The 24,371-nt window shown below is 63.2% G+C and carries 17 protein-coding genes; 9 read left to right on the top strand and 8 right to left on the bottom strand.

Translation table 11 applies throughout. From position 1 onward, the window contains the following. The first annotated feature begins 36 nt into the window (after positions 1–36). Positions 37–1,461, top strand: coding sequence for an MFS transporter (locus C1927_RS11050; RefSeq protein WP_174208684.1), 1,425 nt, complete (start codon positions 37–39; stop codon positions 1,459–1,461). Between the two features lie 15 nt (positions 1,462–1,476). Here C1927_RS11050 and C1927_RS11045 read toward each other — a convergent pair whose 3' ends face one another. Then, the gene (locus C1927_RS11045; protein ID WP_108746691.1) at positions 1,477–2,241 is read right to left on the bottom strand and encodes an EAL domain-containing protein; all 765 of its coding nucleotides are present in this window, start codon (positions 2,239–2,241) and stop codon (positions 1,477–1,479) included. Positions 2,242–2,307: 66 nt separating this feature from the next. Then, on the bottom strand, positions 2,308–3,867 hold the full coding sequence (locus C1927_RS11040) for a cryptochrome/photolyase family protein (RefSeq protein ID WP_108747827.1): 1,560 nt from the start codon (positions 3,865–3,867) through the stop codon (positions 2,308–2,310). A 152-nt stretch (positions 3,868–4,019) separates the two neighbouring features. On the opposite strand from C1927_RS11040, the gene C1927_RS11035 reads away from it, so the two are divergent. Continuing rightward, positions 4,020–4,166: a DUF2256 domain-containing protein gene (locus tag C1927_RS11035; protein ID WP_216821185.1), complete on the top strand. Its 147-nt coding sequence runs from the start codon at positions 4,020–4,022 to the stop codon at positions 4,164–4,166. 200 nt (positions 4,167–4,366) lie between these two features. Further along, complete coding sequence (locus C1927_RS11030; RefSeq protein WP_254051460.1) at positions 4,367–5,353, top strand: hypothetical protein; 987 nt, start codon at positions 4,367–4,369, stop codon at positions 5,351–5,353. Positions 5,354–5,399: 46 nt separating this feature from the next. On the opposite strand, the gene C1927_RS11025 is transcribed toward C1927_RS11030, so the two are convergent. From C1927_RS11025 to C1927_RS11015, 3 genes are read right to left on the bottom strand one after another with little or no spacing between them, the layout of a single operon-like run. Next, the gene (locus C1927_RS11025) at positions 5,400–6,788 is read right to left on the bottom strand and encodes a cytochrome c (protein ID WP_108746688.1); all 1,389 of its coding nucleotides are present in this window, start codon (positions 6,786–6,788) and stop codon (positions 5,400–5,402) included. A gap of 10 nt (positions 6,789–6,798) precedes the next feature. After that, a complete protein-coding gene (locus tag C1927_RS11020) occupies positions 6,799–8,574 on the bottom strand; it encodes a GMC family oxidoreductase (RefSeq protein ID WP_108746687.1) in 1,776 nt (591 codons plus the stop codon). Positions 8,575–8,579: 5 nt separating this feature from the next. Then, positions 8,580–9,344: a gluconate 2-dehydrogenase subunit 3 family protein gene (locus C1927_RS11015; RefSeq protein ID WP_216821148.1), complete on the bottom strand. Its 765-nt coding sequence runs from the start codon at positions 9,342–9,344 to the stop codon at positions 8,580–8,582. A gap of 149 nt (positions 9,345–9,493) precedes the next feature. On the opposite strand from C1927_RS11015, the gene C1927_RS11010 reads away from it, so the two are divergent. The 3 genes from C1927_RS11010 to C1927_RS11000 all read left to right on the top strand — a co-directional run bounded on the left by C1927_RS11010 (position 9,494) and on the right by C1927_RS11000 (position 12,309). Continuing rightward, positions 9,494–10,423: a LysR family transcriptional regulator gene (locus C1927_RS11010; RefSeq protein ID WP_108746685.1), complete on the top strand. Its 930-nt coding sequence runs from the start codon at positions 9,494–9,496 to the stop codon at positions 10,421–10,423. Between the two features lie 142 nt (positions 10,424–10,565). Continuing rightward, on the top strand, positions 10,566–11,087 hold the full coding sequence (locus tag C1927_RS11005; RefSeq protein ID WP_108746684.1) for a hypothetical protein: 522 nt from the start codon (positions 10,566–10,568) through the stop codon (positions 11,085–11,087). 175 nt (positions 11,088–11,262) lie between these two features. Continuing rightward, positions 11,263–12,309 (top strand): hypothetical protein, encoded by a 1,047-nt coding sequence (locus tag C1927_RS11000; RefSeq protein ID WP_159095347.1) that lies wholly within the window; start codon positions 11,263–11,265, stop codon positions 12,307–12,309. A 31-nt stretch (positions 12,310–12,340) separates the two neighbouring features. Here C1927_RS11000 and C1927_RS10995 read toward each other — a convergent pair whose 3' ends face one another. Then, positions 12,341–12,775, bottom strand: a complete 435-nt coding sequence (locus tag C1927_RS10995; RefSeq protein ID WP_108746682.1) for a GNAT family N-acetyltransferase — start codon at positions 12,773–12,775, stop codon at positions 12,341–12,343. A 124-nt stretch (positions 12,776–12,899) separates the two neighbouring features. On the opposite strand from C1927_RS10995, the gene C1927_RS21525 reads away from it, so the two are divergent. Then, positions 12,900–13,613, top strand: coding sequence for a hypothetical protein (locus C1927_RS21525; RefSeq protein ID WP_254051459.1), 714 nt, complete (start codon positions 12,900–12,902; stop codon positions 13,611–13,613). A 72-nt stretch (positions 13,614–13,685) separates the two neighbouring features. Here C1927_RS21525 and C1927_RS10985 read toward each other — a convergent pair whose 3' ends face one another. Beyond that, positions 13,686–14,042: a hypothetical protein gene (locus C1927_RS10985; protein ID WP_108746681.1), complete on the bottom strand. Its 357-nt coding sequence runs from the start codon at positions 14,040–14,042 to the stop codon at positions 13,686–13,688. A 1,249-nt stretch (positions 14,043–15,291) separates the two neighbouring features. Between C1927_RS10985 and C1927_RS10980 the strand changes: the two genes are divergently transcribed. Further along, positions 15,292–16,041: an ATP-binding protein gene (locus tag C1927_RS10980; protein WP_159095346.1), complete on the top strand. Its 750-nt coding sequence runs from the start codon at positions 15,292–15,294 to the stop codon at positions 16,039–16,041. A 26-nt stretch (positions 16,042–16,067) separates the two neighbouring features. Beyond that, positions 16,068–22,523, top strand: a complete 6,456-nt coding sequence (locus tag C1927_RS10975; protein WP_108746679.1) for an NACHT domain-containing protein — start codon at positions 16,068–16,070, stop codon at positions 22,521–22,523. A gap of 1,432 nt (positions 22,524–23,955) precedes the next feature. Here the strand turns inward: C1927_RS10975 and C1927_RS10960 are convergent. Continuing rightward, positions 23,956–24,336: a hypothetical protein gene (locus tag C1927_RS10960; RefSeq protein ID WP_108746677.1), complete on the bottom strand. Its 381-nt coding sequence runs from the start codon at positions 24,334–24,336 to the stop codon at positions 23,956–23,958. Positions 24,337–24,371: the final 35 nt, after the last annotated feature.

Below are 24,371 nucleotides of genomic sequence, written 5' to 3'. Positions count from 1 at the left end.
ACGCATGTCCTCCACTACATTCCCCAGGCGGGTCACGTGAATCCCGATCAGAACTCCGAGGCGCCTGATGCGCGCCGCTGGCCGGCGCTGGCGGTGCTGCTGACGGGCACACTGTTGCCGCCGCTGGACTTCTTCATCGTCAACGTGGCACTGCCCAGCATCCGTGCCGACCTGCGTGCGTCTGCCGACGTTACGCAGCTGGTCGTATCGGTGTACGCGATGGCTTACGCCGTTACGCTCATTCTGGGCGGGCGGCTGGGCGATACCCACGGCCGGCGTCGCGCCTTCGTGGCCGGCATGCTGGGGTTTGGCCTGGCTTCCGCGATCTGCGGACTGGCTGACTCTGCCGCCTTGCTGGTGGCCGGCAGGCTGTTACAAGGAATATCCGCAGCCGTCATGGCGCCGCAGTCACTGGCGTCCATCCATGCACTGTTTCCACCGGCAGGGAAGGGGCGCGCGCTGGGGCTGTATGGGCTGACCTTCGGCTTGGCATCCGTCGGCGGCCAGCTTCTGGGCGGATGGCTGGTATCAGCGGACGCACTGGGCCTGGGCTGGCGGGCCGTGTTCCTCATCAACCTCCCCATCATCGCGCTCGCTGTTCCCGCAGCGCTGCTGCTGGTTCGTGAAACCCGGGCAGGGCAAGCGAGTGCCATGGATTACCGGGGTGCCGTGCTGCTGGCCGCTGGCGCGCTTGCGCTGGTCGTTCCCCTTATCGAGGGCCGCGAACGCGGCTGGCCCTGGTGGAGCCTGGCACTGTTCGCACTCAGCCCTGCGCTGCTCACCGTCTTCTGGCGCTACCAGACGCATCTGGAACGCTCGGGCGCATCACCCCTCGTGCCGCCATCGGCCCTCACCCTCGCCTCGGGGTTGCCGCGCGGCCTGCTGGCTGCCGTGTGCTTCTACGCGCTGGCCGCCTTCTTCCTGGTCTTCGCCGTGTACCAGCAGGCAGGGCTGCACCACGATGCACTTGCCGCAGGCCTGGCCATCCTGCCGCTGGGCATTGGCCAGCTGCTTGGCCCAAGCTGCGGGTTGCGTTTGTCCCGCTGGCTGGGTGGGCGGGTTGCGGCGTTCGGCATGGGATTGGAGGCACTCGCGCTTCTGGCAGCCGCTGGCCTGGCAGCAACCGGCAGGCCCAGCCTGCTTGTCGCGCCGCTGGTGCTGCTCGGCATGGGGCAGGGCATCGCCTTGCCCGCGCTGGTCAGGCTCAATGTTGACCGGGTGGAGCCGCGCTGGGCGGGCCTTGCCGCTGGCGCGGTCACCGCAGCCATGCAGATGGGTGCGGCGCTGTCGGTTGCACTGGTGGGTGGGGTATTCTTTGCGCTGGCACCGGATGGGGCAGGGCCCCAGCAGGTCAGCACGGCCTTCGCGGTGGCGTGCGTGATGATTGCCATCGCGATGGCGACGGCGGCATTCCTCAGTGCCCCGCATTCGAAAGAGATCGCATCCGATGCACTGAAATGAATGCCGGCGCGAAGCTCAGCCCTCCCAGGCAATATCCGCCTCGGAAGCGGCGGCCTCAAACCGGGGTCGCGCAAACCAGTACCCCTGCATCAGCGTGATGCCCAGATCGGACAGGCAGCGCGCCTCGTCGCCTGTCTCGATGCCCTCGGCAATCACCTCGATGGAGAGCTGGCGGCATATGGCCACCACCCCGGCAACAATCGCGCGTCGCGACGGGCTGCGGTCGATGCCCTGCACCAGGGCCATGTCCAGCTTGACGATATCCGGCTGGAAGTCGGCCAGCAGGTTCAGCCCGGCAAACCCCGCCCCGAAATCGTCAATCGCCGTCTTGAAACCGATGCGCTTGTACTCCGTCAGGATCTCCGCCAGCCACCTGCCATCGTCGATCTTCTCGCCTTCCACCGTCTCGAAGATGATGCGCTCGATCGGGAAGCCATACCGGCGCGCCGCCTCCAGCGTCGAGCGGATGCACACCTCAGGCCGGTAGATGGCGTTGGGCAGGAAGTTGATCGACAGATGGGACTGCATCTGCAGCGAGGCGGCAATCCGGATCGCCTTTTCCCGGCACGCCTGGTCAAACGCATACTGCTGCTCGGCAACCACCTGCGACAGCACTGAATGGGCAGACTCACCTGCGGGGCCGCGCACCAGCGCTTCGTGCGCGTAGATCCGGCGTGCGCGGGTGTCCACGATCGGCTGGAACGCGTAGCTGAACTCGAACGGCAGTGGCTCTGCATTGCGGCAGAGGGCGCATCCGGCGGGTCGGTCGGGGCTGGGCATGCGATGCGGCCTTTGGGCGGCAGGAGCCTTCAGCCTACGGCCCACCGCGACAAGGCGAAGTGCAGGCTACAGCGCGTCAAGATTGCGCCGCAGCGCGTCCGCCTGCTGGGCCAGCGCGTCGCGGCGGCTGGCTGGCATCCGCGCCAGCTGCCGGTAGGGCATCTCCAGCCGAGGGTTGCCGCTCAGCGCATGCGCATTGCGGGCCAGAAAATCCCAGTAGAGCGCATTGAACGGGCAGGCCCTGGGGCCGGTCGGCTGATCCTGGCGGTAGGGGCAACGGCCACAGTGGTCGCCCATCCGGTGCAGGTAGGCCGCCGCGGAAATGTACGGCTTGGTCGCCAGCAGGCCGCCATCGGCGAACTGGCTCATGCCAACGGTGTTGGGCAGCTCTACCCACTCGAACGCGTCGATGTAGACGCCCAGATACCACTGGTGCAGGGCGTGCGGGTCCAGCCCGGCCAGCAGGGCAAAATTGCCGATCACCATCAGCCGCTCGATATGGTGGGCATGGGCATTGGCCAGCGACCGCCCGATGGCGGCACGTATGCAGGCCATGCGGGTATTTCCGGTCCAGAACCATTCCGGCAACGGGCGGTCATGGCCGAAGGCATTGCTGTGCTCGTAGCCGGGCATCTGCGCCCAGTACACGCCACGCGCATACTCGCGCCACCCCAGAATCTGGCGGATGAAGCCCTCCACCGAGGCCAGCGGCGCCAGGCCCTGCTGGCCAGCCTGCTGCGCCCGAGCAATCACCTCCCACGGCGAGAGCATCTTCACGTTCAGCACAAACGACAGCAGCGAATGGAACAGCCGGGACGCCTGCGCACTGATCGCATCCTGGTAATCGCCAAACGACGGCAGGCCGTGTTCGATGAAGGCGTCGAGCTGCTGCAGCGCCTCGCTGCGATCCAGCGGCCAGCGCAGCGCATCGGCCTGCGGATCACCGAAGCTCGCCACGCCGGCCTGGGTAATCGTCTGCCAAAGCGCACTCAGGTCATGGCGTGGCCGCAGGTCCGGTGGTTCAGGCGGGTCGCCCCGCCAGGGCTTGCGGTTCTCTGCATCGAAGTTCCAGCGCCCGCCCACTGGGCTGCCATCGGGCTCGACCAGTACACCATGGCGTTGCCGCATGTAGCGGTAGAACGCTTCCATCGTCCACTGCGGGCGGTTGCCGAAGAACTCCGCAACCTCCCCTCGGGTGGTCAGGAAGTGTGCGGAGTCCACGCAGCGCACGGCAATGGTCTGCTGCGCCGCGTAACCGCTCAGTTGCTGGTCCAGCCGCCATTCGTCCGGCGCCTGGTATTCCAGCGCTTCGGCCGCGTAGCGCTGCAGCAGCGCGCTCAAGTTGTCAGGCAGGGACTGGCGGTTCGACCGATCATCAATGGCGAGATAGCAGACCCGGTGCCCGGCCTCGCGCAACTGCGACGCGAAGCGCCGCATCGCCGCGAAGATGGCCAGGATCTTCTGCGCGTGATGCAACACATAATCCGTCTCCTGGCGGATCTCCATCAGCACATACACCACGTCGTCCCGCTGTTCGGAAAGCCAGGGGTGCTCGAGGTTGAGCTGGTCGCCCAGCACCAGCCGCAGGCAGGCCGCGGAATCATCGCGAGTACCAGAGGTAGCCATCGGCGGCAGGTTCAAGGGCATTGGCAGGTCGCAGGGGATGAGGCTGGGCTTCCTGAACGTCTACGCGCCCAAGGGCGTTCCGGATGCATCCGCCGGCACGTTCAACGCGTAGGCAACGGCACGATGATGGAGGACGCGCGCGTATGGCGAAGATGAGGAAGAAGGCAGACCTCCCGCAGAAAATCTGCGCCGCCTGCGGCCGACCGTTTGCCTGGCGCCGCAAGTGGGCGCGGGACTGGGACAACGTGCGCTACTGTTCAGACCGCTGCCGTCAGCAGCGGGGCCATCCCAACCACTGAGCGCGCGCTGCCAGCAGACGTATCTTTCATCGCAGCTACGCCAAACTAGCGCGTTTTCCCCATAGAACAGGGAGGCGTGCGGCGCCCTCGTGAGACCCATTTCCTTTGTTGTTGCCACCGCGTTGGCGGGCATCACGCTGCACGCCAGCGCATCAGAACGCGCCCAAAATGCAGCACCTTACTTCGAGCCCGGCGGCGCCGTGCGCTTCAACTACGGTTGGCTGGACTACGCGCCCACCAGCCGCCTGCAGCTGGAACTGCTGCAGGCAGACCTGGATGCCGGGGCCGGGCCTTTCTCCTTTTCCGCGCAGTACCGCTGGTACGACGGCTTCCACGCCGTGCATCACGCCTATGCAGGCTGGCAGATCAACGACCAGACCCAACTGAAGGCCGGCATCCAGCAGGTGCCATTCGGGATACTGCCTACGGTTTCGCAGAGCTTCTGGTTCGGTTCCGGCTATTACCTGGGCATCGAGGATGACTACGACCCCGGCCTGGTGCTGGTGCACACCCGTGGTGACACCACCTGGCATGTCGGCTGGTTCTCCGGCGACGAGTACGGCTCCGGTGCCCGCTACGATCGCTATTCGTTCGATGTGGCGCAGACCGACGCACTGCCATACCGCGAGCGGCCGCGGCTGCATGCACGGGTAGAGCAGGCGCATGCCTGGGCAGGCGGCGAGCTGCTGCTGGGCGCATCGGCCTTCACGGGCAAGGTGCAGAACACGCAGACGCGCCGCCATCACGGTCACCAGGGCGCCGCCGTGCATGCACAGTGGACGCGCGATGGCTGGACGACGCAGCTGCAGTGGGCCCGTTACCGCTACGACATCCCCGGCGAGCGCATCGCCATGTCAGCCTTCCAGGCGCCGTTCGAGATCGCAGCGCAGGCCGATGTGCCGAGTGCCAACATCGCCTATTCGTTTGCGCGGAAGGGCCGGCTCGATGACCTGACCTGCTACAACAACCTCAGCATGACGCGCCCGGTGGGGCACAGTGCCGGCACCCGCAACTCATGGCAGAACGTCACCGGCTGCAGCCTGCAGAAGGGCATCATGACCACCTACGTCGATTGGATTGCCGGGCGTGACATGTGGTTTTCAGGTGGCGATGGCATCGGTATCACCGATGGTGGCCCCTCGCGTTGGCATTCCCGGTTGAACGTCAACATCGGCTTCTACTTCTGAGGCGCGCCGGGGCTGATCCCGGCGCGCCACCTCTCTGGCGCTCTGCTTACTTGGCAGGCGCCTCATCGTCAGAAGCATTGGTTGGGTCGTGCGCCGCCGCAGTTTGCTTCTGCTCCTTCTGCAACTGCGCCCGCACCTTCCTGGCCTGGCCCGCATCCACTGCAGACGCCGTATTGCCAAACTCCTGGCGAATGAAGGTCGCCAGCTGGGCGATTTCTTCATCGCTCAGGCGCTCGGCAAAGCCCGGCATGCCCAGGTTGGAGGGGCGTTTGTCGGTGGAGGGCAACGCGCTGCCGTGCAGCAGCAGGCGCACCACCGAGGTCGGGTCGTCCGCCAGCACGGTCGGGTTGCCCGCGATGGCCGGGAACACGTCCTTGTAACCGTGGGCATCGGTGCGGTGGCAGGCCGCGCAGTTGTCCACAAACAGCTCGGCGCCGCGGCTGTCGTTGATACCCGCCTGCAGCTTGCGCGCGGTGGCATCGCTGGCAGCAAACGAGGAGGGGTCATGACCGCTGCCCGGCAACTGCTTCAGGTACACGGCTATGGCCCGCAGATCTTCCTCGGTCAGCTTCTGCGTGCTGTGCACCACCACGTCGGCCATCGGCGTACCCACAACGGTGCTGTGCGCGTTGCGGCCGGTCTGCAGCGTGTCCACGATGTCCTGCTCGCTCCAGCGGCCCAGGCCATCGGCCGGGTTGCCACGCAGGTTCACCGCGTTCCAGCCATCGATGATCTGGCCACCACTGAGGTATGCAGCGCCTGATTCGTCCAGTGCCTTTTCCTGCAGTGCAAACCCGCGCGGCGTGTGGCAGCTGCCGCAATGACCAAGGCCCTGCACCAGGTAGGCGCCCCGTGCCAGCTGCGCATCGCTGAAGCGACTGGCATCGAAGGCCACCGCATCGGCCTGTGGCGCGAAGGTCTTGCGCCAGATGGCCAACGGCCAGCGCATCGACAGCGGCCAGGTGATCTCCACCGGCTTGTTCGCTTCCTTCACCGGGGCAATATCACCGTGCAGGAAGTAGGCATGCAGCGCCCGCACATCCTCATCGGTGATGCGCGCATACGAGGGGTAGGGCATGGCCGGGTACAGAGTGCGGCCATCGGGTGCGATGCCGTGCCGCACCGCGCGGTCAAAATCATCCAGCGAATAGCCACCAATGCCGGTGTCCTTGTCCGGGGTGATGTTGGTGCTGTAGATGTTGCCCAGCGGCGAGGCCACCGGCAGCCCGCCAGCAAACGGCTTCCCGCCCGGCCGCGTGTGGCAGGCGGTGCAGTCGCCCGCCGCCGCCAGGTAGCGGCCGCGTTCGATCAGGGCCGCATCGGGCGCAGGGCCATCGGCCAGTACACGGGTCTTGGTTGGCACAAATGCGTAGGCGAGGGCCGCCAGCAGCACGACCAGGCCAACCGCCACCATCCAGAGGAACAGCTTCTTCATCGTCGCGTCCTCAGGCCTGCACCAGCGGGCCCGGGTCGGGCAGGTACTTTTCACGGATGGCCGTGGCCGCCCAGTACGCCAGCCCGCCCACGAGGCCGGTGGGGTTGTAGCCGTTGTTCTGCGGGAAGGCGTTGGCGCCAATCACGAAAACGTTGGAGACATCCCAGCTCTGCAGGTAGCGGTTGAGCGCGGAGGTCTTCGGGTCCGCGCCCATGATCGCGCCGCCACAGGTGTGCGTGCTCTGGTACTTGGTGATGTTGTAGCGCTCGCCGTCCTTCTTGGCATCGCCGCTCATCGAAAGCGGGTCCAGCACCTTGCTCATCTGCATGGCCTTGTCCACGAAGAACTGCGAGGCCTTGATCTCGTTGGGGTGCCAATCGAAGGTCATGCGCAGCAGCGGCCGGCCGAAAGCATCCTTGTAGGTCGGGTCAAGGCTCAGGTAGTGCTGCCGGTAGGACATGCACGCGCCCTGCACCTCGTAATAGAAGTTGTGGCGGAAGTTGTCCGCCGCCGCCTTCTTCCACTTCGCGCCCCAGGCGGGCGTACCGCTGGGCACGTTGATGCCACGCACCGGGCCCGCACCGGGCTGCCGCGCCCACACCAGACCGCCGCCCACAAAGCCCGCCTTGGCGTTGTCCAGCTGGTTGCCGTTGAGGTCGTCCATCGTGGTGCCCGCACCGCCAATGCCGATGAAACCGTTGGCCTGCACCGTCTCGTCAAAGAACAGCACCACCCGGTTGAGGTTCTGGTAGGAATAGTTGCGGCCCACCGTCCCGGTGTTGCTTTCCGGGTCGTAGGGCTGGCCGATACCGGACAGCAGCATCAGGTGCACGTTGTAGAGCTGGAACGCGCACAGCAGCACCAGGTCCGCCGGCTGTTCCACCTCGCGGCCCTGCGCATCCAGATAGGTCACGCCCGTGGCCTTGCTGCGGCTGCCATCCAGATTCACCTTCAGCACCTGCGAATGGGTGCGCAGCTCGAACTTCGGGCGCTGGCGCAGCACCGGCAGGATGCAGGCATTCGGGCTGGCCTTGGAATAGTTCAGGCAGCCGTAATCACTGCAGAAACCGCACGCGTTGCACGGCCCCAGCTGGCAGCCATATGGGTTCACGTACGGGCCTGAAGCGTTGGAGGCCGGGATGGGGTAGGGGTGCCAGCCCATTTCCTTGGCCGCCTTGTAGAACAGCTCACCGCCCAGGTAGTTGGGATTGGGGCCCAGCGGATATTCGGCCGAGCGCGAGCCCTCGAATGGGTTGCCACCCTGCTGCACCACACCGTTGATGACACCGGCCTTGCCGGAAGTGCCGCACACCAGCTCGAACATGTGCAGGTGCGGCTCCAGCTCGGCATAGGTCAACGGAAAATCCTGGATGGTCATGTCGGCCGGAATGAAGGCCTTGCCGTAACGCTGCTCCACATTGCTGCGCAGCTTCATGTCTTCCGGCAGCGGACGGAAGTGCGCGCCTGACCAATGGCTGCCTGCACCGCCCACACCGGTGCCCGGCTTGAACGAGCCCATCTGCCGGTAGGGCACGGCTGTATCGGAGGTCTTGTGGCGGATGGTCACCGTTTCCTGCGAGAGGCTCTGCAGATAACGCCGGTGTACCGAACCTTCCAGCTCATCCACCACGTTGGGGTAGGCAAAATCAGGCTGGGTATCGCGGTCGCCGCCGCGCTCCAGCGCCACCACATGCAGGCCCGCATCGGTCAGTTCCTTGGCCAGGATCGCGCCCGTCCAGCCCATGCCGACGATGACCGCGTCGACTTTCGGTTTCACAAGTGCCATCTGCTTCAGCCTCTCCGTCCAGCCAGATCCACGGGCGGCAAGGGGTAGGCCTTGTCCCGTACCCCAATCCAATCCAGGTAATCGGCGCGCACGCCGGGGTACCCGATCATCTTCCAGGCCCCCATATCCTTGTTCGCGCCGTACTTGGGATCGGCGAAGTAGCCGTTCTTCACCTCACCCAGCAGGTTGGAGAAGAACAACTTGCTTGAAATGCCTTCCAGCTCGAGCTTGCCGCCCTCGGCCGCCTTCAGCAGCGTCTCCTGCTCGGCGTGGTCCAGCTGCGCAAAGGTCTTGCCCTGGTGCTGCTTGCGGCACTGCGCATCAAATGCAGCAATGCCCACACGCAGGATGTCGCGCAGCGCCAGCTTGCCCTGGTAGCCAAACTCGCTGGGCGCTTCCAGGAAGGGGCCCTGCATGTACCAGATATCCCCAGCGGCGTAGGGTGTCTGCATGTGGCGGTCAAGGAACTCGGGCACGCCCGATTCCACCGCGCCTGGCCCCACCTCATCCGAGGGAATCAGCCGGTCGCAGGCCGCCACCACGAAGGCCCACTCTGCCGTCGTGAAGAACTGCGGGGCATACGGCGTGCCCGCTTCGGCGCGGGTCGCGGCCTGGCCGGGGGCATCACCCGGGGCGCAGCCCGGCAGCGCTGCGGCAACGGGGATAAGGGTGAGGCCCTGGAAAAAGCGACGGCGCGTGAGCGCCGGCAGGGTCTTGTCGGGATCGTCTTTCATTGTCTGGCTACCTGCAGGGTGGCTGTTGTGAAGCATCGCGCGCTTGCTGTCGCGACTGCGTGCGCATTCACAGAGCGGGGCCAGGCAGAACCCGACACCGTTGATGAACCCATTGTGTGGATGCAGCACACTTTCCGTAATGGCAATATGGGAAAGGAACTATTGCCCCAACGGAAAGAAGTGCCGTGATCGATGATCTCCACGAGCTGCGCACCTTTGAGCGCATCGTCCACGGCGGCAGCCTGTCTGCCGCTGCGCGCGACCTGGGGGTGTCCCTGGCGGTGGTCAGCAAGCGGCTGACCTCGCTGGAGCGCAGGCTGAAAGTGCGGCTGCTCAACCGTAGTACGCGGCGCGCCTCACTCACCGATGAAGGGCAGCTATTCCGGGTGCATTGCCAGAACGTGCTGGATGCCGTGGAGGCCGCAGAAGCTGCCCTAGAGCAGCGCCAGGACGTGGTGGCCGGCGTGCTGCGGCTGACCGCGCCCAACGGGTTTGGCCGCCGCCACGTAGTGCCGGCGGTGCGCAGCTTCCAGAAGGCCCATCCGGGTGTGCGGGTACACCTCTCACTGCGCGATGAAGTGGTGGACCTGGTGGGGGAGGGCATCGAACTGGCCCTGCGCTACGGCACGCTGGACGATTCGCGCCTGGTGGCGCGGCAACTGGCCCCGAACCGGCGGGTGCTGTGCGCGTCGCCCGAGTATCTGCAGCGGCGGGGCGTGCCGGGCCGCATTGCCGATCTGCAGGGCCACGACTGCATCGCCAGCGGCAGCCCGCCGGTCAGCCATTGGCGCTTCCTGGAAGGCAGCCGGACCATTGCCGTACCGGTCAACGCCACGACCCTGTGCGATGACGGCGAAGTGGCGCAGTTGATGGCCGTGCAGGGCGCCGGCATTGCGCGGAAATCCATCTGGGATGTGGCCGAGGATCTGCAGGCCGGCCGGCTGGTGGAGGTGCTGCCCGACCACGCACTGGCCACCTCACCCCTGAGTGCCGTGCATGGCCCCGGCAGGCAGTTGGCGCCCCGGGTGCGCGTGTTCCTCGACCACCTGCAGCGCCACCTGCAGAGCACCATCGCCTGGCGTTACGCAACCGGCCCGCATGCCTCACCCGATTAATCCCCTATCGCCCGCAAACTGTAGAGTCGAGCTTGCTCGACTACTTTTCTCCAGCAGGCCAATACCCGCATGCTGGCATTGGCTTGGCCCGTAATGTATACGGTGGCAGGAGCAGAATCCCTCAAGAAGGCCACGGATAGCCATGAGTCGATTTACTCCCTTGGGCGCAGCCGCCGCCCTTGCAGTGGCGCTCGCTGCACCGCTGGCAACCAGGTCAGGCGAACCTTCGGCGGGCTGGAAAGCGGTCAGTATTGAAGACCTCAAGAAGCAGGACGAATGGCGACGAACGTCGCCCACCGCATTCGCCAAAGTGAGCCTCGACATGAATGGCGACGGCTTGAAGGACGAGGCGGCGCTGGTCGTTGACCGCGCCAGGCACCACTCAGGGCTGAGGGTCTGCTTTGGCAGGAAGGATCCGAACTCGCCGTCCCAGTGCCACATTCTTGTCGATGACAATCTGGAAGACGGCTACGACATCATGGGACTGGACGTGCGCGCTCCAGGCTGCCACCTCTATAACACCGTGAATGACCTTGTTGACGCCAGCGGAAAGGTCTGCAGCCGCGCACAGGCACTCGAGTATTTCCGTGTCGGCAGCGCTTCCTCGTTCTATCTCTACGATCAGAAGACAGGGCGCTTCAATCGCTACTGGGATTCGGATTGAGGTCGAAGCCACCATCGGCATCAGCATCAGCGTCGAGATCAAAACCGGGAAACGCCGAGTCATCGACTACCTGCTGAATCCATTGCGCCAGCATGCAGGCGAGGGGATGCGCGGGCGCTGACCACGCCTGGCAACTGCGGCACCTGCTCACACCGCTCAATCAATGAGGCCATTCGTGCAAATGCTGCGCTTCATCCTGTTTCCGCTTCTGGCGGTCCTGGCCGCATGCCAGGACCCGCCACCCCAGCGCCCGGTGCATGTAATGCTCCGCCCCTACCTGCTGCGGCCCGGCGTTGACCCGGCTGGCGGCAACGCCGTGGTGGTCTACCTAGACCGCGACAACGGCCGCGTAAAGGAAGGACCGGGCAGAGCGGCAGGGACGCCATGGACAACCCTCCGCGTGCTTGTGGCCGTCGGCGCCACGCTGCCTTCTTCATTGTCACTTCGAGGCGATGAGCGCGTCACTGATGAAGGCGATGGGTTCGAGCGACTGGAACGCGCCAGCGGGTCCCAGGTGCTCAGCATGCTTCGCTTCATGGGTCCCTGCGGACATGAGGTGCTTGCCACCGCATGGTCGAACGAGTCACCGAGCAGGGGTATCTACCGTGCAGAAATGCAGATGGATGGATTGCACCTGCAGTACTCATATGGCGCGGAGAGCCACGCCGACCATCTGCGCTTCGCGGCTTGGGCATATGCGTGGTACATGGGGCGGCCTTGCTCACAGCAGCCGCAGAACTCCGAGAGAGTCCCGAGCACGGGAACGCGCATTGCGCCCGGCGGGCATCGCAATTGGGAGACAGTCAGTATTGAAGGCCTCAAAAAGCAGGACGAATGGCGACGAGCGTCGCCTACCGCATTCGCCAAAGTAAGCCTCGACATGAACGGCGACGGCTTGAAGGACGAAGCAACCTTGGTCGTCGATCGCGCCAGGCACCACTCAGGGCTGAGAGTCTGCTTTGGCAAGAAGGATCCGAACTCCCCTTCCAACTGCCACATTCTTGTCGATGACGATCTGGAAGACTCCTATGACGACATGGGGCTGGTGGTGCGCGCGCCCGGCTGTCACGACTACAACACCGTGAACGACCTTGTAGATGCCAGCGGAAAGATCTGCAGCCGCACACCGGCACTCAACTACTTCCGCGAGGGCAGCAGCACTTCGTTCTTCCTCTACGACCAGAAGACAGGGCGCTTCAATCGCTACTGGGATTCCGACTGAGTAGAGTCGAGCTTGCTCGACTGCCGTTCGCCTACAACCGCTTGCTCATGAAAACCCTCGCATGCCCACGTGGGTAGTCCTGCAACCGTCCAAAGCACACATACCCGTGCCGCGCGTAAAACCCCTCTGCCTGCCAATCAAACGTATCCAGCCGCGCACCATGCGCACCCAGCGCACACGCCCGGCGTTCGCACGCCGTCAGCAGGGCAGCCCCCACACCGCTTGATCTCTCACCGGGCTCGACCCACAACACCTGAATCTCCAGCCAGTCCAACGCCACTTCGGCAAGAATTCCGCCCAGCAGAGCACCGTCGCGATCCCGCACCACCAAGCGGATGTAAGTCTCCGCAGCGTCACCCACGAAGGGCTGATTGAACGCCTGCAGCGATGCGCACAGTCGCTCAACCTCTGCCGGGGCAGCCTCCGCAAGCGCATAACCACGCTTTCCAATACCCCCAGCATCCATGCAACATCCTTCGCTGTTGATCTTCCTTACCCGTAAGCTACAACCCGGCACGGGCCGGACGCCAGCCCGTAAACGCTAAGATGGCTTGGTAAGAGACGCCTTCCGGGACAGGACGAGACACGCAATGGATATGCAGATGAGCAGCGGCACTCCGCAGCCAGAGCGGGCACGCGATGATGCCCTGACGTTCCACGGGCTCCATACCCGGATACAGGAACTGTCGGGCCAATCGATCTACGCCAAGGCGGGCCAGGCTGAGAAATGGTCATTCCGCGTCGGCATTGCTGCGGCCGCGGTGGGGCTCATCTGCGGCCTTCTTCTTGACCGCTGGATACCTGAGCGTGTGTTGCTGCTCGTGGCGCTTGCCTGTCTCGTTGTCGAGATTGGCGGCTTCCTGCTCGGCGGCTTCCTGACGCTGCGCCGGGAGTACCGTCAGTACTTCCAGCCCAGGCCTTCCCACGCATTGGAAATGGACAGCGAGTTTCTGCAGTGGCAGGACGTCATTGCCGAACTCCGAGCGTATCCGCGCGCCGATCGCGAGCAGCGCCTCCGGTACGTCAGCATCCGACAAGCCCGCATGGTCGACCGTATGGGCCTCATGTATGGAGGGCTGCAGCGCCTTGGCCCGTTCCCGTTGCTGGTCGCACTGTACCTGCAGTTCCGCAACTGGCATTGGGGCGACTGGACGGGGGTCTTCGACATCGGCTGGGCAGGCGTCATCCTGATCTTCGCCATGGTGATGCTGTACCTGGTCGGGTGGATCCTGATCGCCCAGCGAACCCGCCTGGACACGTACGTCTCGCTTCTGGAAGCCTCCCTGCAGGAGCCGACCAAGTAGCGTCGAGCTTGCTCGACTGCCCCACCAGCCGGACCCACGCGAGCGCAGGTCCAGCCAGATCGGATCCCCCGGTCAGGTCGCGGGCCGCACCCGTTCCTGGATGAAGACCGTCAGGGCGAGGCAGGCCATCGCGAGGCCTTCCATCACCCGGTCGCCCACGTATTGGTCCGGATCGCCGTTCTGGCGAGCACGCTCGGCCGCCAGCAGGATCTCCTGGATGACGCGCTGGCCCGCCAATGCGCAATCCGCATCGGCAAGGGCAATCCTGCGCCAGGGCAGGGGATGGCGCTCGGGCCAGGGCTGGCCATCGGACGCACCACCGGCGCCGATGCTGTGAAGGAGAGCGACAAGGCTGTTGGGATCTTGCGCCGGCTCTGAAGCGGGGGCTTCCGGAGTGGGCTTGGGGGCAGGGGAGTAGGACTTGGTCATGGCATAGCTCCTTGCGTGCAGACAGAAGCCGCCACCGATAAAGGTGGCGGACGATGCGTGGCTCGAAATCCGGTCTACGCTGATACCGGCAGGCACAAGGCCTCCACGCACCGCCCGCCATAGCCGGCCGACGGATTGCCAGCCGGCACCACGCAGGGTGATGCCGGCTGGCAAGCGCTTACTTCAGCGTAAAACCGAGGATTTCGAGGCCTCGGCCACCCTTTTTCGGTGGCCCGGCTAGGATTACGCCCGGTTGTGCGCTGTGGCTAGGGCATGGGGTCAAATCCGCCAATCACCCTGACGCTTTTGGCATTGTCGCATGGGAAAGGATCGCCGCGAGCGCCTTGTGTGGCTTGGCCTGGACAGCGCTATGCGGTCAGGTAGTTCACCCAGCATGAGATAAGAATCCAGGCCCTCAGATCAGGCCTGATGCGACATACTTCCAGCTGAGTCAACGGACGGCTGATCAGTTACGTCCTGCTCTAGGCACATCGTCACGCAAAGCTGCACTGCCGATTAGGAGGATTTATCGGGGGTAGAAACGAAGCTTCAGATCGAGGCGGCGTCCCACGTGGTCAAAGCTTGCGCGGAGGTAGAGACCAGCGTGGACATGCCTCTGGGCATCGGCATGTCGAGCGAGACTGAGTCCAGTTTACTCAACATATTTCTCATCCGTACCCCGTAAGACGACGTGCCGAGCATGGAGCAATGGATGGCCCAGTTGGATCGCCTGCAGCTCAACTACACCGACGCACCGAAGGTCTAGTTCGAAATTAGGCGCCCGGGAAGCGATAGATTGCGCAGAGATGTCGCTCTTGGAGAAGGGCGGTGAGCACAGCGTGTCTCCTCCTTGGGCAAACCACTTGCCCTGATGAGCCAAAGTCATCTACCAGGGAATCCAAGTAGCCGGCCAGATTCTCGCCATGCCGTTTTCGTTGCCGCCGTAGCTTGACTACCCAATGACCGAGCTGCTGGACCGGCTCGCGACGAAGAATGCCACCAAGCCAAAAGCAAACCGCCAATGGCCACCACGGCCGTCGACCACTAGAATGCCTGTGGATGTCCGCCGGCAGCCGCTGGGGATGTGAAGTATCTCCGTCGCAGCAACTGAGACTCCGAGCCCCGAGCCTTGGAGTGAATGTCCTGCGTCGCGGCGCCACGGTGGCCCTCGGCTGGGTGGCATACTGACCTGGCGACTTGCCTTGACCCCGCATGCCCGATACTGGGGTGCCCATCGAGCTTCCCCTGGATGACAATTCTCAAAGAACAACACGAAGCCTTTGCTCGGTTCTTTACGGCACCTACCCGAGACGCGCTGCGAGAGCTGCTTCGCCGCAACATCGGTGAGACCGATTACCTGGACTTCAAAGCCGATTGGCCGGCGCTACCTAAGCTCGCTCGCCATATCCTCGCATTGGCGAATTCTGGCGGCGGCGCGCTCGTAGTGGGTGTGTCGCAACAGGCGGATGGCAGGCTCGTTCCGATCGGCTTGCCGAGCATCAAGGACAAGGCACAGCTGATCCCACCGCTCAGCGGATATCTGCCCAAGCCGCTGGAGTACCGAATTCTTGACTTTGCCTTCGGCGCGGCCGAATACGAGGCGCTGGTGGGCAAGTCGTTCCAGGTCTTACTTGTGGAAGACGATCCCACAGTCCTGCCGTTCCTGGCCCTAAGAGAAGGGGAGACGCTGCGGACAAGCGTGGTGTACGTGCGCGATGGCACGACGTCCACCGAAGCCGGCCACTTGCAGCTGCAGGCGGTCCTTAACCGACGCATCGAGTCGGGCTATTCCAGCCAGCCTAGCCTAGACCTCGACAAACATCTGGCCCAGTTGCGTGTTCTGGATGAACATCGTGAGGCGAACGACAGCTGGATGAGCCAGTTCAGTCGCGACGAACAAAACGGCTTCGACGACGCTCAGTCGGACGACCACAAAGAATTCATCGAAGACGCTTACCAAGCGAAGAAGCAGGCCATTTTGCGATTCCTGAACCTGTAGGGCGCGTTCAACGAAAGAGGGACCCAATGGCAAAATCTCCAGTTCACGTCGACAGCGTTCGCGCCTCCCGCGACGGCCATGAGTTCCACGAAGCGTGGGTGGCTCGCAAGAGCTTGGGGTTGCTGCTCCCGCAAGATGGCTTTGTCGGCGTCGCGATCGAGGGTTTCTCCCCCAGCGATCGGGTCTCTCGGGACGCAACCGAGATCGCCGACGCAGTGCTGTACTACGGACCCGCCGCGACGTTCCGGGATGCGGACCAGGTCGTCGTGGTCCAGGTCAAATATTCCAAGGCATCCGAGAACAAGCCGTTTCGGGCGACCGATGCCAAGCATACTGTGGAGAAGTTCTCGCGCACCTATCGAACGCTCAAACGCGAACACGGTGTTGCGGCAGCGCGCAGTCGTCTCCGCTTTGAGCTCATCACCAATCGTCCGATCCTGCCCGAGCTCGAGCAAGCCGTAGTGGCGTTGCGAGACGGAGCCACACTCAAGGGCGTTGCCAAGACGCAGGCCAAGCAGCTCAGCGAGGCGATCAACTTGCGAGGCAGGGATCTAGCTGAGTTCGCAGCCCGGCTTCGTTTGACGGGAATCACCGGGGACCTGCGCCAGAGCAAGCATGAGCTGGCCGTTGCCTTAGCGGACTGGTCGGTCGCCCGGGACCCGCAGTCTAGGATTCGACTCAGCAACCTGCGCGAGTTGGCGCGCACGAAGGCTGGCCTCATAGCCCAGCATCGCAATGTCATCCTGCGCGCCGACGTACTCTCCGCACTTGATCTGCAGCACGAAGATGACCTTTTGCCAGTCCGGGAGAGTTTCCCGGATGTCGGTGCAGTACTGGAACGCGACCAACTGGCGTCAGCGGCTGCCCGCATTCCGGCCCTGACTCAGCCTCTGCTTATCCACGCGGACGGCGGCGTCGGTAAGACGGTCTTCATGCAATCGCTGGCGGGGAAGCTGGGCCAGGACCACGATGTCGTTCTGTTCGATTGCTTTGGTATGGGGCAGTACCGCGCGGCGTCCGACGCGCGTCACCTGCCGCAACGTGGATTGATCCATATCGCCAACATCTTGGCGAGCCGCAGCCTGTGCGATCCCATGCTGCCTAGCACTGCCAGTGATAGCGACCTGATCCGGACGTTTCGGTCGAGATTGACCCAAGCAGTCGAGACGCTGCGCTCGGCCTCGCCGGATCGACAGCTCGTGTTGCTGCTTGATGCAATCGACAATGCCGGCGAGCATGCCAAATTGCGCGGAGAGACCGCATTTCCGCGTCTTCTGCTCGAGGACTTGAGCATCGCAGGGATGATTCCGGGTGTGCAGGTGGTGGTTAGCGCACGGGGCTATCGCCTGAAGAATGCCATCGGCAGCGCCGCATGCGAGCACCTGCAACTTCGGCCATTCAACCTGACAGAATCCCTGGCCTACCTGCAGAGCCGTCTCGATGGCGTGACTGAGGGAATGGTCCAAGTAGCCCAGTCGCGATCACGTGGAAACGCTCGCATCCTCGAACATCTAGTCGACGAGGGGCCCGACATGCTTGCGCCTTCGGAGGTCGACAAGGTCATTCAACTCGACGACTTGCTCCGATCAAAGATTACCAAGGCCTTGGCCGAAGCTCGACGGCAGGGATACCAGGAAGAGGAGATCGCATCGTTCCTGGCAGGACTTGCGACCTTGCCGCCGCCCGTGCCCGTGCGTGAGTTCGCCGAAGCCAACGGCCTGGCGGAAGGGGCGGTGAACAGCTTTGGCGCCGACCTGTCACCGTTGCTAGAACAAACCAAGTACGGCTTGATGATTCGCGATGAGCCGACCGAACGACTGATCCGCGAATCGTACGCCGCAGACGAGGCGACGTTACGCCGCCTCGCCAACAACCTGCTAGCGATGCAAGATCGCTCCATCTACGCCGCCACCACTTTGCCCGACTTGCTGCAGCAGCTGGGCAACGGCGATCAGCTGTTTGCACTAGCCTTCGACGAGCGTCTTCCGGCCGCTATCACCGGCGCGGCTGGCAAGCAGGCCATCCGACAGGCGCGCATTCGTGCAGCGGTAGCATTCGCCGCCGACCAGGAGGATAACGGTCGGCTCGTGCAATTACTTGTCGAGCTATCGACCCTGGCGGCGATGAGCCAGCGAGGCACGCAGTACCTGCTGGATTACCCCGATCTGACGGTGTCGATCGCCGATGCAGACTCGTTGCGGCGGCTGTTTGAAGCACGCACGGACTGGCCAGGCGCCAGGCATGCCCGGCTCACCATCGCGAATGTCTTGGCTGGCGAGGTTGCAGACGCGACGCATCACGCCCACCGAGTTGCAGAGTGGCGCCGCCATTACTACGAACAGGAACGTGAGTACCGCCGCCGCGATCAGGGCCCGACAGCTCTCGACATGGCGTCCATCCCACTGTCGTGGTTGGCCCGAGGCAATGGCGAAGCGGCTGCGCGAGACTTGGCCGGATGGCGAGACTGGTATGGCTTCGAAGTGGCGGAACAGGTGTTTGCACTTGTCCAGGCAAGCTCGCTCGCGAATCCGGTGCCAGACGGAGCGCTCAAGGCGATGCTTGACTCACAATCCGCGCGAGCTGGTGTACTGCTAGCTGCTGTCGCGCACGCAGACGGCGACGAGACTTGGCAACGGGCCTTGATCAGCCGACTGGCATCGGCCTGCACGAAAGTGGACTTGGGCGAGCCCGAGTACCAGCCCAAGGAAACCCCGATTGGGCGCGGCATGCTGCGGGCAACGGCCGTAGCCGTGTCCTTGGGGATGAGCGACGAGGCGATCGTGATCCTTGATGCGGCGGCGTTCAAGAGTCCGATGATGTACATGTTTTTAGAGGACTACTGGGCGCGCGATGTGTATCCCTACATCGCAGCCAAGGCAATGCGCGCAGTCGCCAGGGGAGTGCCACTCGAAGAACGGATGCTGCTTCCCCAAGAGATGCTGAGTGCAGCAGTTGGGATTTCGCCGGCACTCCAAGGCAAGGAGTTCCGGGCGGCGCTAAAGGAAGCGATACGCGAGGACTTAAAGGCGCAATCGCAGTCCGACGAGTCGTCTCGTCGGTTGCACAACGAGGACCTGCAACGGACCGAACGCTTCCTTGACTCCCGATTGGGAACTTGGCATTCAGTGGCACAGGCATTCGCACAAGCGGTCAGTCGAAACACAAGTGCAGGGGGCGGGCGGCTGCGCCCACTATTGGCAGAATGGAGTCGCCTGCGGGTTAGCAACGACTACTACTTGGGCGGCTTAACGGCTCAGAGGCAATTCAAGATTGTGGGCGAGCGACTGCTCACCTTGGCCGTGTCCGCAGATGCCGGCCACGACACCCAGGAAGTGTCCGAGTACGCTGATTTGGTGAGCTCCGTGGACTCCGCCCCGGTTTCCAATGTCATCGACTTGATCAATATCCTGGCACGACGGGCAACGAGTCAGATGTCGGCAGGCAAGGCGGCCGTGCGTATACGCGAAGCGATCGAACGGCTAGATGATGTCAACGAGCGAGCGGCGTCATTTGCGCGGTTGTCTAAGGCTATCGTTCCAGCCAGCTCGGCCGATGCTACCGAGTACTTCCATCGCGGCTTGGAACAGGTCGATGCGGTAGGCTCAGGCGACTGGCAGTTTGTCAGCGAGTTGATGCATTTCGCGTCGACGCTGCGTGAAACACGCTTGGATGACGCCGACAGCAACACCCTTTCGAACATCTGTGACCTGAACCTAGGCGAGGAACACAAGTTCGATTGGGGCGGCTACGGCCGGGCGTTGGCACGGGCCGCCGGCCCCAAGGGCTTGGCGCGACTGGCTCGCTGGGAGGATCGCGAACGAATCTCGCTCGACTACACGTTGCTGCCGTACCTAAAGGTGTTGATCGACATCGGCGACCTAGAGCCCTCGCTGGCCTTGGTCATGCTGCGCGTGAGCTCTCCAGCGGAACTGCGTACCTGTAGCACCGTCGAACTCGTAGATTCTCTCCTGCAGCATCCGGCAGGCGTCACAGCGACCTTGGCGACAGAGCTGATTCATCATTATCAACAATGCCATCCGGGCGGGCATGGTTCGGATACTGTCGAGTCACTCGGGCTCTTGGCGGAGCGGGCATTGGGCTGCGATTCGGCCGAACGATCACAGTTACTGCAGTCCGCAAAGGCAATGGCGGTGGCTACCAAGGAGTTCAACTCGCTCAACAACTGGCGAGCGCCGACCTCCGTGCCCGACCGATCAGATCGGGACGCCGAGCAAGCCAAACAGATCGCTGTGGCCAAAGCCCGCGCAGCTTCGCTCGATCCACTGGACGAGGCGGGGATTGCGGAGACGCTTGAAGCTCTGGACGGGTTGCTTCAGGGGCGGCGCCTGGAGCGAGACTTCCTGGAAGCCCTGCGCGCCAAGGTTCCGCTCTCAGGGATGACTAGGTACGTCGAGATCATTGCTCGGCAAGAGCAGCTCGATTTGTACGACAAGTTTCACGAACTAGAGCTATGTAAGGCCGCGTGGTCGCGTGCGTCTGACGCGGTGGGCCGTATCTGGCCACAATGCGCCGCGTGGATCATCCACGCCAATCCATCTGAGTTCGTCTCCTTCGAACAATTGTCCCAGTACCAGCTCAATCGCCTTGCCGAGCTGACCGGCGTTGAGCACCATACGTTGGTCGTGGCGCTGCTGAAGGAATTTTCTCGGCCAGAGGCCGAGGTGCCCGCCGCTGTCTGGCTCAGAGTGGCGGCAAGTTTCAGCAAAAGGGCGGAGCCCGGCGCGGCGCAGGCGGCGCTCGCTCGGCTTCTTCGCGGAGGCGCGGCCAAACTCGCGCCATTGGTGCTCGATGGGGAGTGGCGTCCGGGCCTTTACCCTAATGACGACCCGATAGAAATAGCCGCGGGACTGATTTGGTTCGGGCTGGGCTCGCCCCGTGCCGAACGACGCTGGATGTCTGCACATGCCCTGCGATCCGCCGTGCGGCTTGGCCGAACAGATGTTTTGCACCGGGTGGTTGCACGCTACCATGACAAGACCGCTGGCGCCTTCGGCGCTGAAGAGCTACCGTTTTTCTATCTTCACTCGCAGCTGTGGTTACTGATCGCGATGGCTCGCGCAGCGCTAGAGGCACCAAACGCCGTCGCCCGGCATCGTGAGCTATTGGAACACATCGCATTCGATCAGGCTGATCCACATGTGTTGCGCCAGCACTTCGCAAAGGAGGCACTCCTGGCTTGTCACCGAGGCGGGGCTATTGAATTGTCCAAGGCGGCGCAAGCCAAGCTGAGTCGCGTGAACCAGTCCGCATACCCGATGGTCGCGCGCCAACGCGGGACAACGTCGTTCTATGACTCTCGACCGAAGGAGTCTCCGGAGCCAGCGTGGCACGTCGGTCTGGAATACGACTTCGACAAAAACCAAGTATCGGAGGTCGCTTCTCTCTTTGATCGCGAACGCTGGTTGACGCGCGATGCTCTCAGCTTGTGGGTGCACCAGCGTGCGCCGGGCGTCACTAACATGTATGACTTGGGTGGTCGCTTGGATTCACGCAGGAGCAGCCACGGTGAGATGTCCGAAGCACAGCACCATTACGGTGAGTATTTGTGCTGGCATGGCCTGTATTCCGTCGCCGGGCAGTTTCTGCACGATTTTCCAGTGGCCGTGTCCACCTACCGTGGGAATCAGCCATGGCAGGAGTGGTTGAGCGAACAGGTGCTCACCCGCGATGACGGCCTGTGGTTGGCCGACGGTACCGACTGGCGCGGGTCGACGACCCGCCTCAACCTGCGCCAAGCGTCTAATCAAGGAGTTGAGCTCACTGCCGACACGAGCAAGCTCTGTTCGCTGTTGGGCATAGGAGACGCGGTTGGAGAGTGGCTGGTTGTAAAAGGGGACTGGCACTCGATGGACGGCGTCGAGGTTCATGTGCGCTCGTCGATGGTGCCCTCCGAGCAGGGCGACAGCGTCGCCAAGGACGTCGCAGCCCAGGACGCGTTCCAGATCGACGCTCCAGCGCTAGATGAACACGAAGAAAGCGATCCTCGCTGGCTGAAATTTAAGGCACCGTTTCACCCATGGCTGGTTATCACCCATGCGCGGGCTGGCATCGACCAGACCGACGTGTTTGGCGTCTTGGGCGCTGCTGAGCGGATCCGGTTGACGACAGAAGCCATCAATTTCGGCGGCCTGACTCAGAGCGATCCTTTCGGCCGTGAGTGGCTGGACCGCTCTGGCGCGCCCGTCTTCCGCGTCGAGGCGTGGTGCCAGTATGCTGATGGGCATGAAGGCCAAGGCTCAACTGGAGACCAGGCAATCTGCCGATCCAGCTTCCTCCAAGACTTTCTGAGCGCAAAAGCGTGCGATTTAATTTGCGTGATTCGCTTGCGACGCAGCGATCCGGGCCGGGGTGTTCGCAGATCCCGATACTGGCATACCACCCTTGTAGTTCGTATCACGCCCACGCTCGAGGTCACACCCTATCCGGGGCTTGCTAACGCTATTCACGAGAGCAGGTTCTGAGAGCAGATCAATGAGTAGGTCAAACAGGCACTCCAACGCGATGGCCGCCGCAGGTACTTAGGCCAGCTGCGGCACAGTAGCCACTAGCAGCTTCAAGCAATCGAGCGGCGGGGTTCGCGAACGCACCTCCAGTTTGGACATATCCGATCACGCTCGATGCCGCCCGATGCTCGGTCAACTGCATGATCGCCGGCAGGGAATCCTCTTGGCGGCTGGCCTCGGTCACGAACCCCGACCAGAGGGTGTGCCCGCCGAAATTTCCCTCCAGTCCGGCCAATCGCGCCCGCCGCTGCACGATCTCACCCGCGGCAGCCGAGGGACAGGGCAGGCCAGACCCGCTGTTTCCTCAGCCCCCGGAAGATTGCTCCCACGGGGAGGCCTGATGTATCCAACCAGTCCTGAAGGGCGAGGGCGGCCCTGTCAAGCACCGGCTTTTCCGGGGTCGAGGCGGCCGTTACCCCGGCCTGCCGGCTCTTGCTGTGCTCCAGCCGGTAGATACTGCCCGCCTCGCAAATCCGGGGCCGGTCGTGAAGGTCCGCAGCGGCGTTCTCGTTGCGCCGACGGCCGTCACTAGCGAACCCGAAGCAGAGCAGGGCACGGTCCCGAATCCGTTCCAGACTGTCGTCGCAGGTCGCCAACATGGCCTCCAGCTCGGCTAGGGGCATCGCAGTCTTCCTTCTTGCATGGGTGCGGGCCGCGCTTGCCGCAGCCACGCCGCGACACTGAGCACGGTGCGGATTGCCGGCTTGATGCAGGCATTGCGTGACACGCGTCACATTTTATAAGCTTTCTAGGGCACGATTGGTGTCCCACTCGAAGGATCGAAATGGCTGTCTACGTTGTCACCTGGAATCTGAACCGGGAAGTGAACTACGCCTCGAAGAGAACCGCGTTTCTCAACCACCTAAACCGGCATGACAACACTGCGGATCCGAACCTGGAGACTGTCAGGTGGATATCAACCAATCTATCCGCAGACGCGTTGTGCGAAGACTTGAAGCTGAGGATCGACGCCAACGATGCCATCTTTGTAGCAAGGCTTGCTAATGGCAGCTACAGCGGATTCATGAGACCTGCTACTGCTACTTGGATCGCTCAACGCCTGTAACTCGAGTGTTTCCGGACTTGGTGCGGCATTCGCACCAAGTCTTCCCGCACCCTTTTGCTCCACAGATAGAGCAAGACGGGCTTTTTATTGATTATTGACGATGCTCCAGCTTGTCTGCTTTGCGATGACGGATTCACTATCTTCGCTGCGCGAGCTAAGCGAACCACAATCTCTACGCCATCTGGGCAAAATTGCCTGCTGATGAACAGGATTCGGGGTTGTTGCGAGGATGGCACCTTCTTCTGAAAACAACTCTCGAACGCGGCCAAACCGTATTTCGCATAATGTATATTATGTTCCAGCGAACTTAGCCCCAACCAGGATCTACAACCTCCTGATCCCCTCCACATAGATGATGTTCTCCGAGCATCCGAACCCCTCGACCTTCCGGTCCTTGATGTCGAACCACATCACCCCTTCGATGACACCCTGTGGCCGGTACATCAGCGGACCGCGAACACCGACGCGCTTTCCGTCCCAACGTCGCGGCTGCTTCAACACGTCCCCAGGCAACGCCAGATCAAAGCAACGCCCGTCATCCAGCCGGATGGATCCCAGCGTTCGGCCACCCGGGATGATCTCCATGACGCCGGCTGCCTCGACCTGATCTTCAGCCGACGCTTCCTGGGCACGCCCGGGCACACCCCAGCCATTCGCAAGCACCAGCACACACGCCGCCACGCACCAACGGATTGGAACAGACATGCTGCCTCCTCGTGAGCCTTCCAGTCGCTCGACCG

This window comes from Stenotrophomonas sp. ZAC14D1_NAIMI4_1 (assembly GCF_003086775.1).
GTDB lineage: Bacteria > Pseudomonadota > Gammaproteobacteria > Xanthomonadales > Xanthomonadaceae > Stenotrophomonas.
Note: the sequence above shows the minus strand (reverse complement) of the source record. Positions and strands in the feature narration are given on the sequence as shown.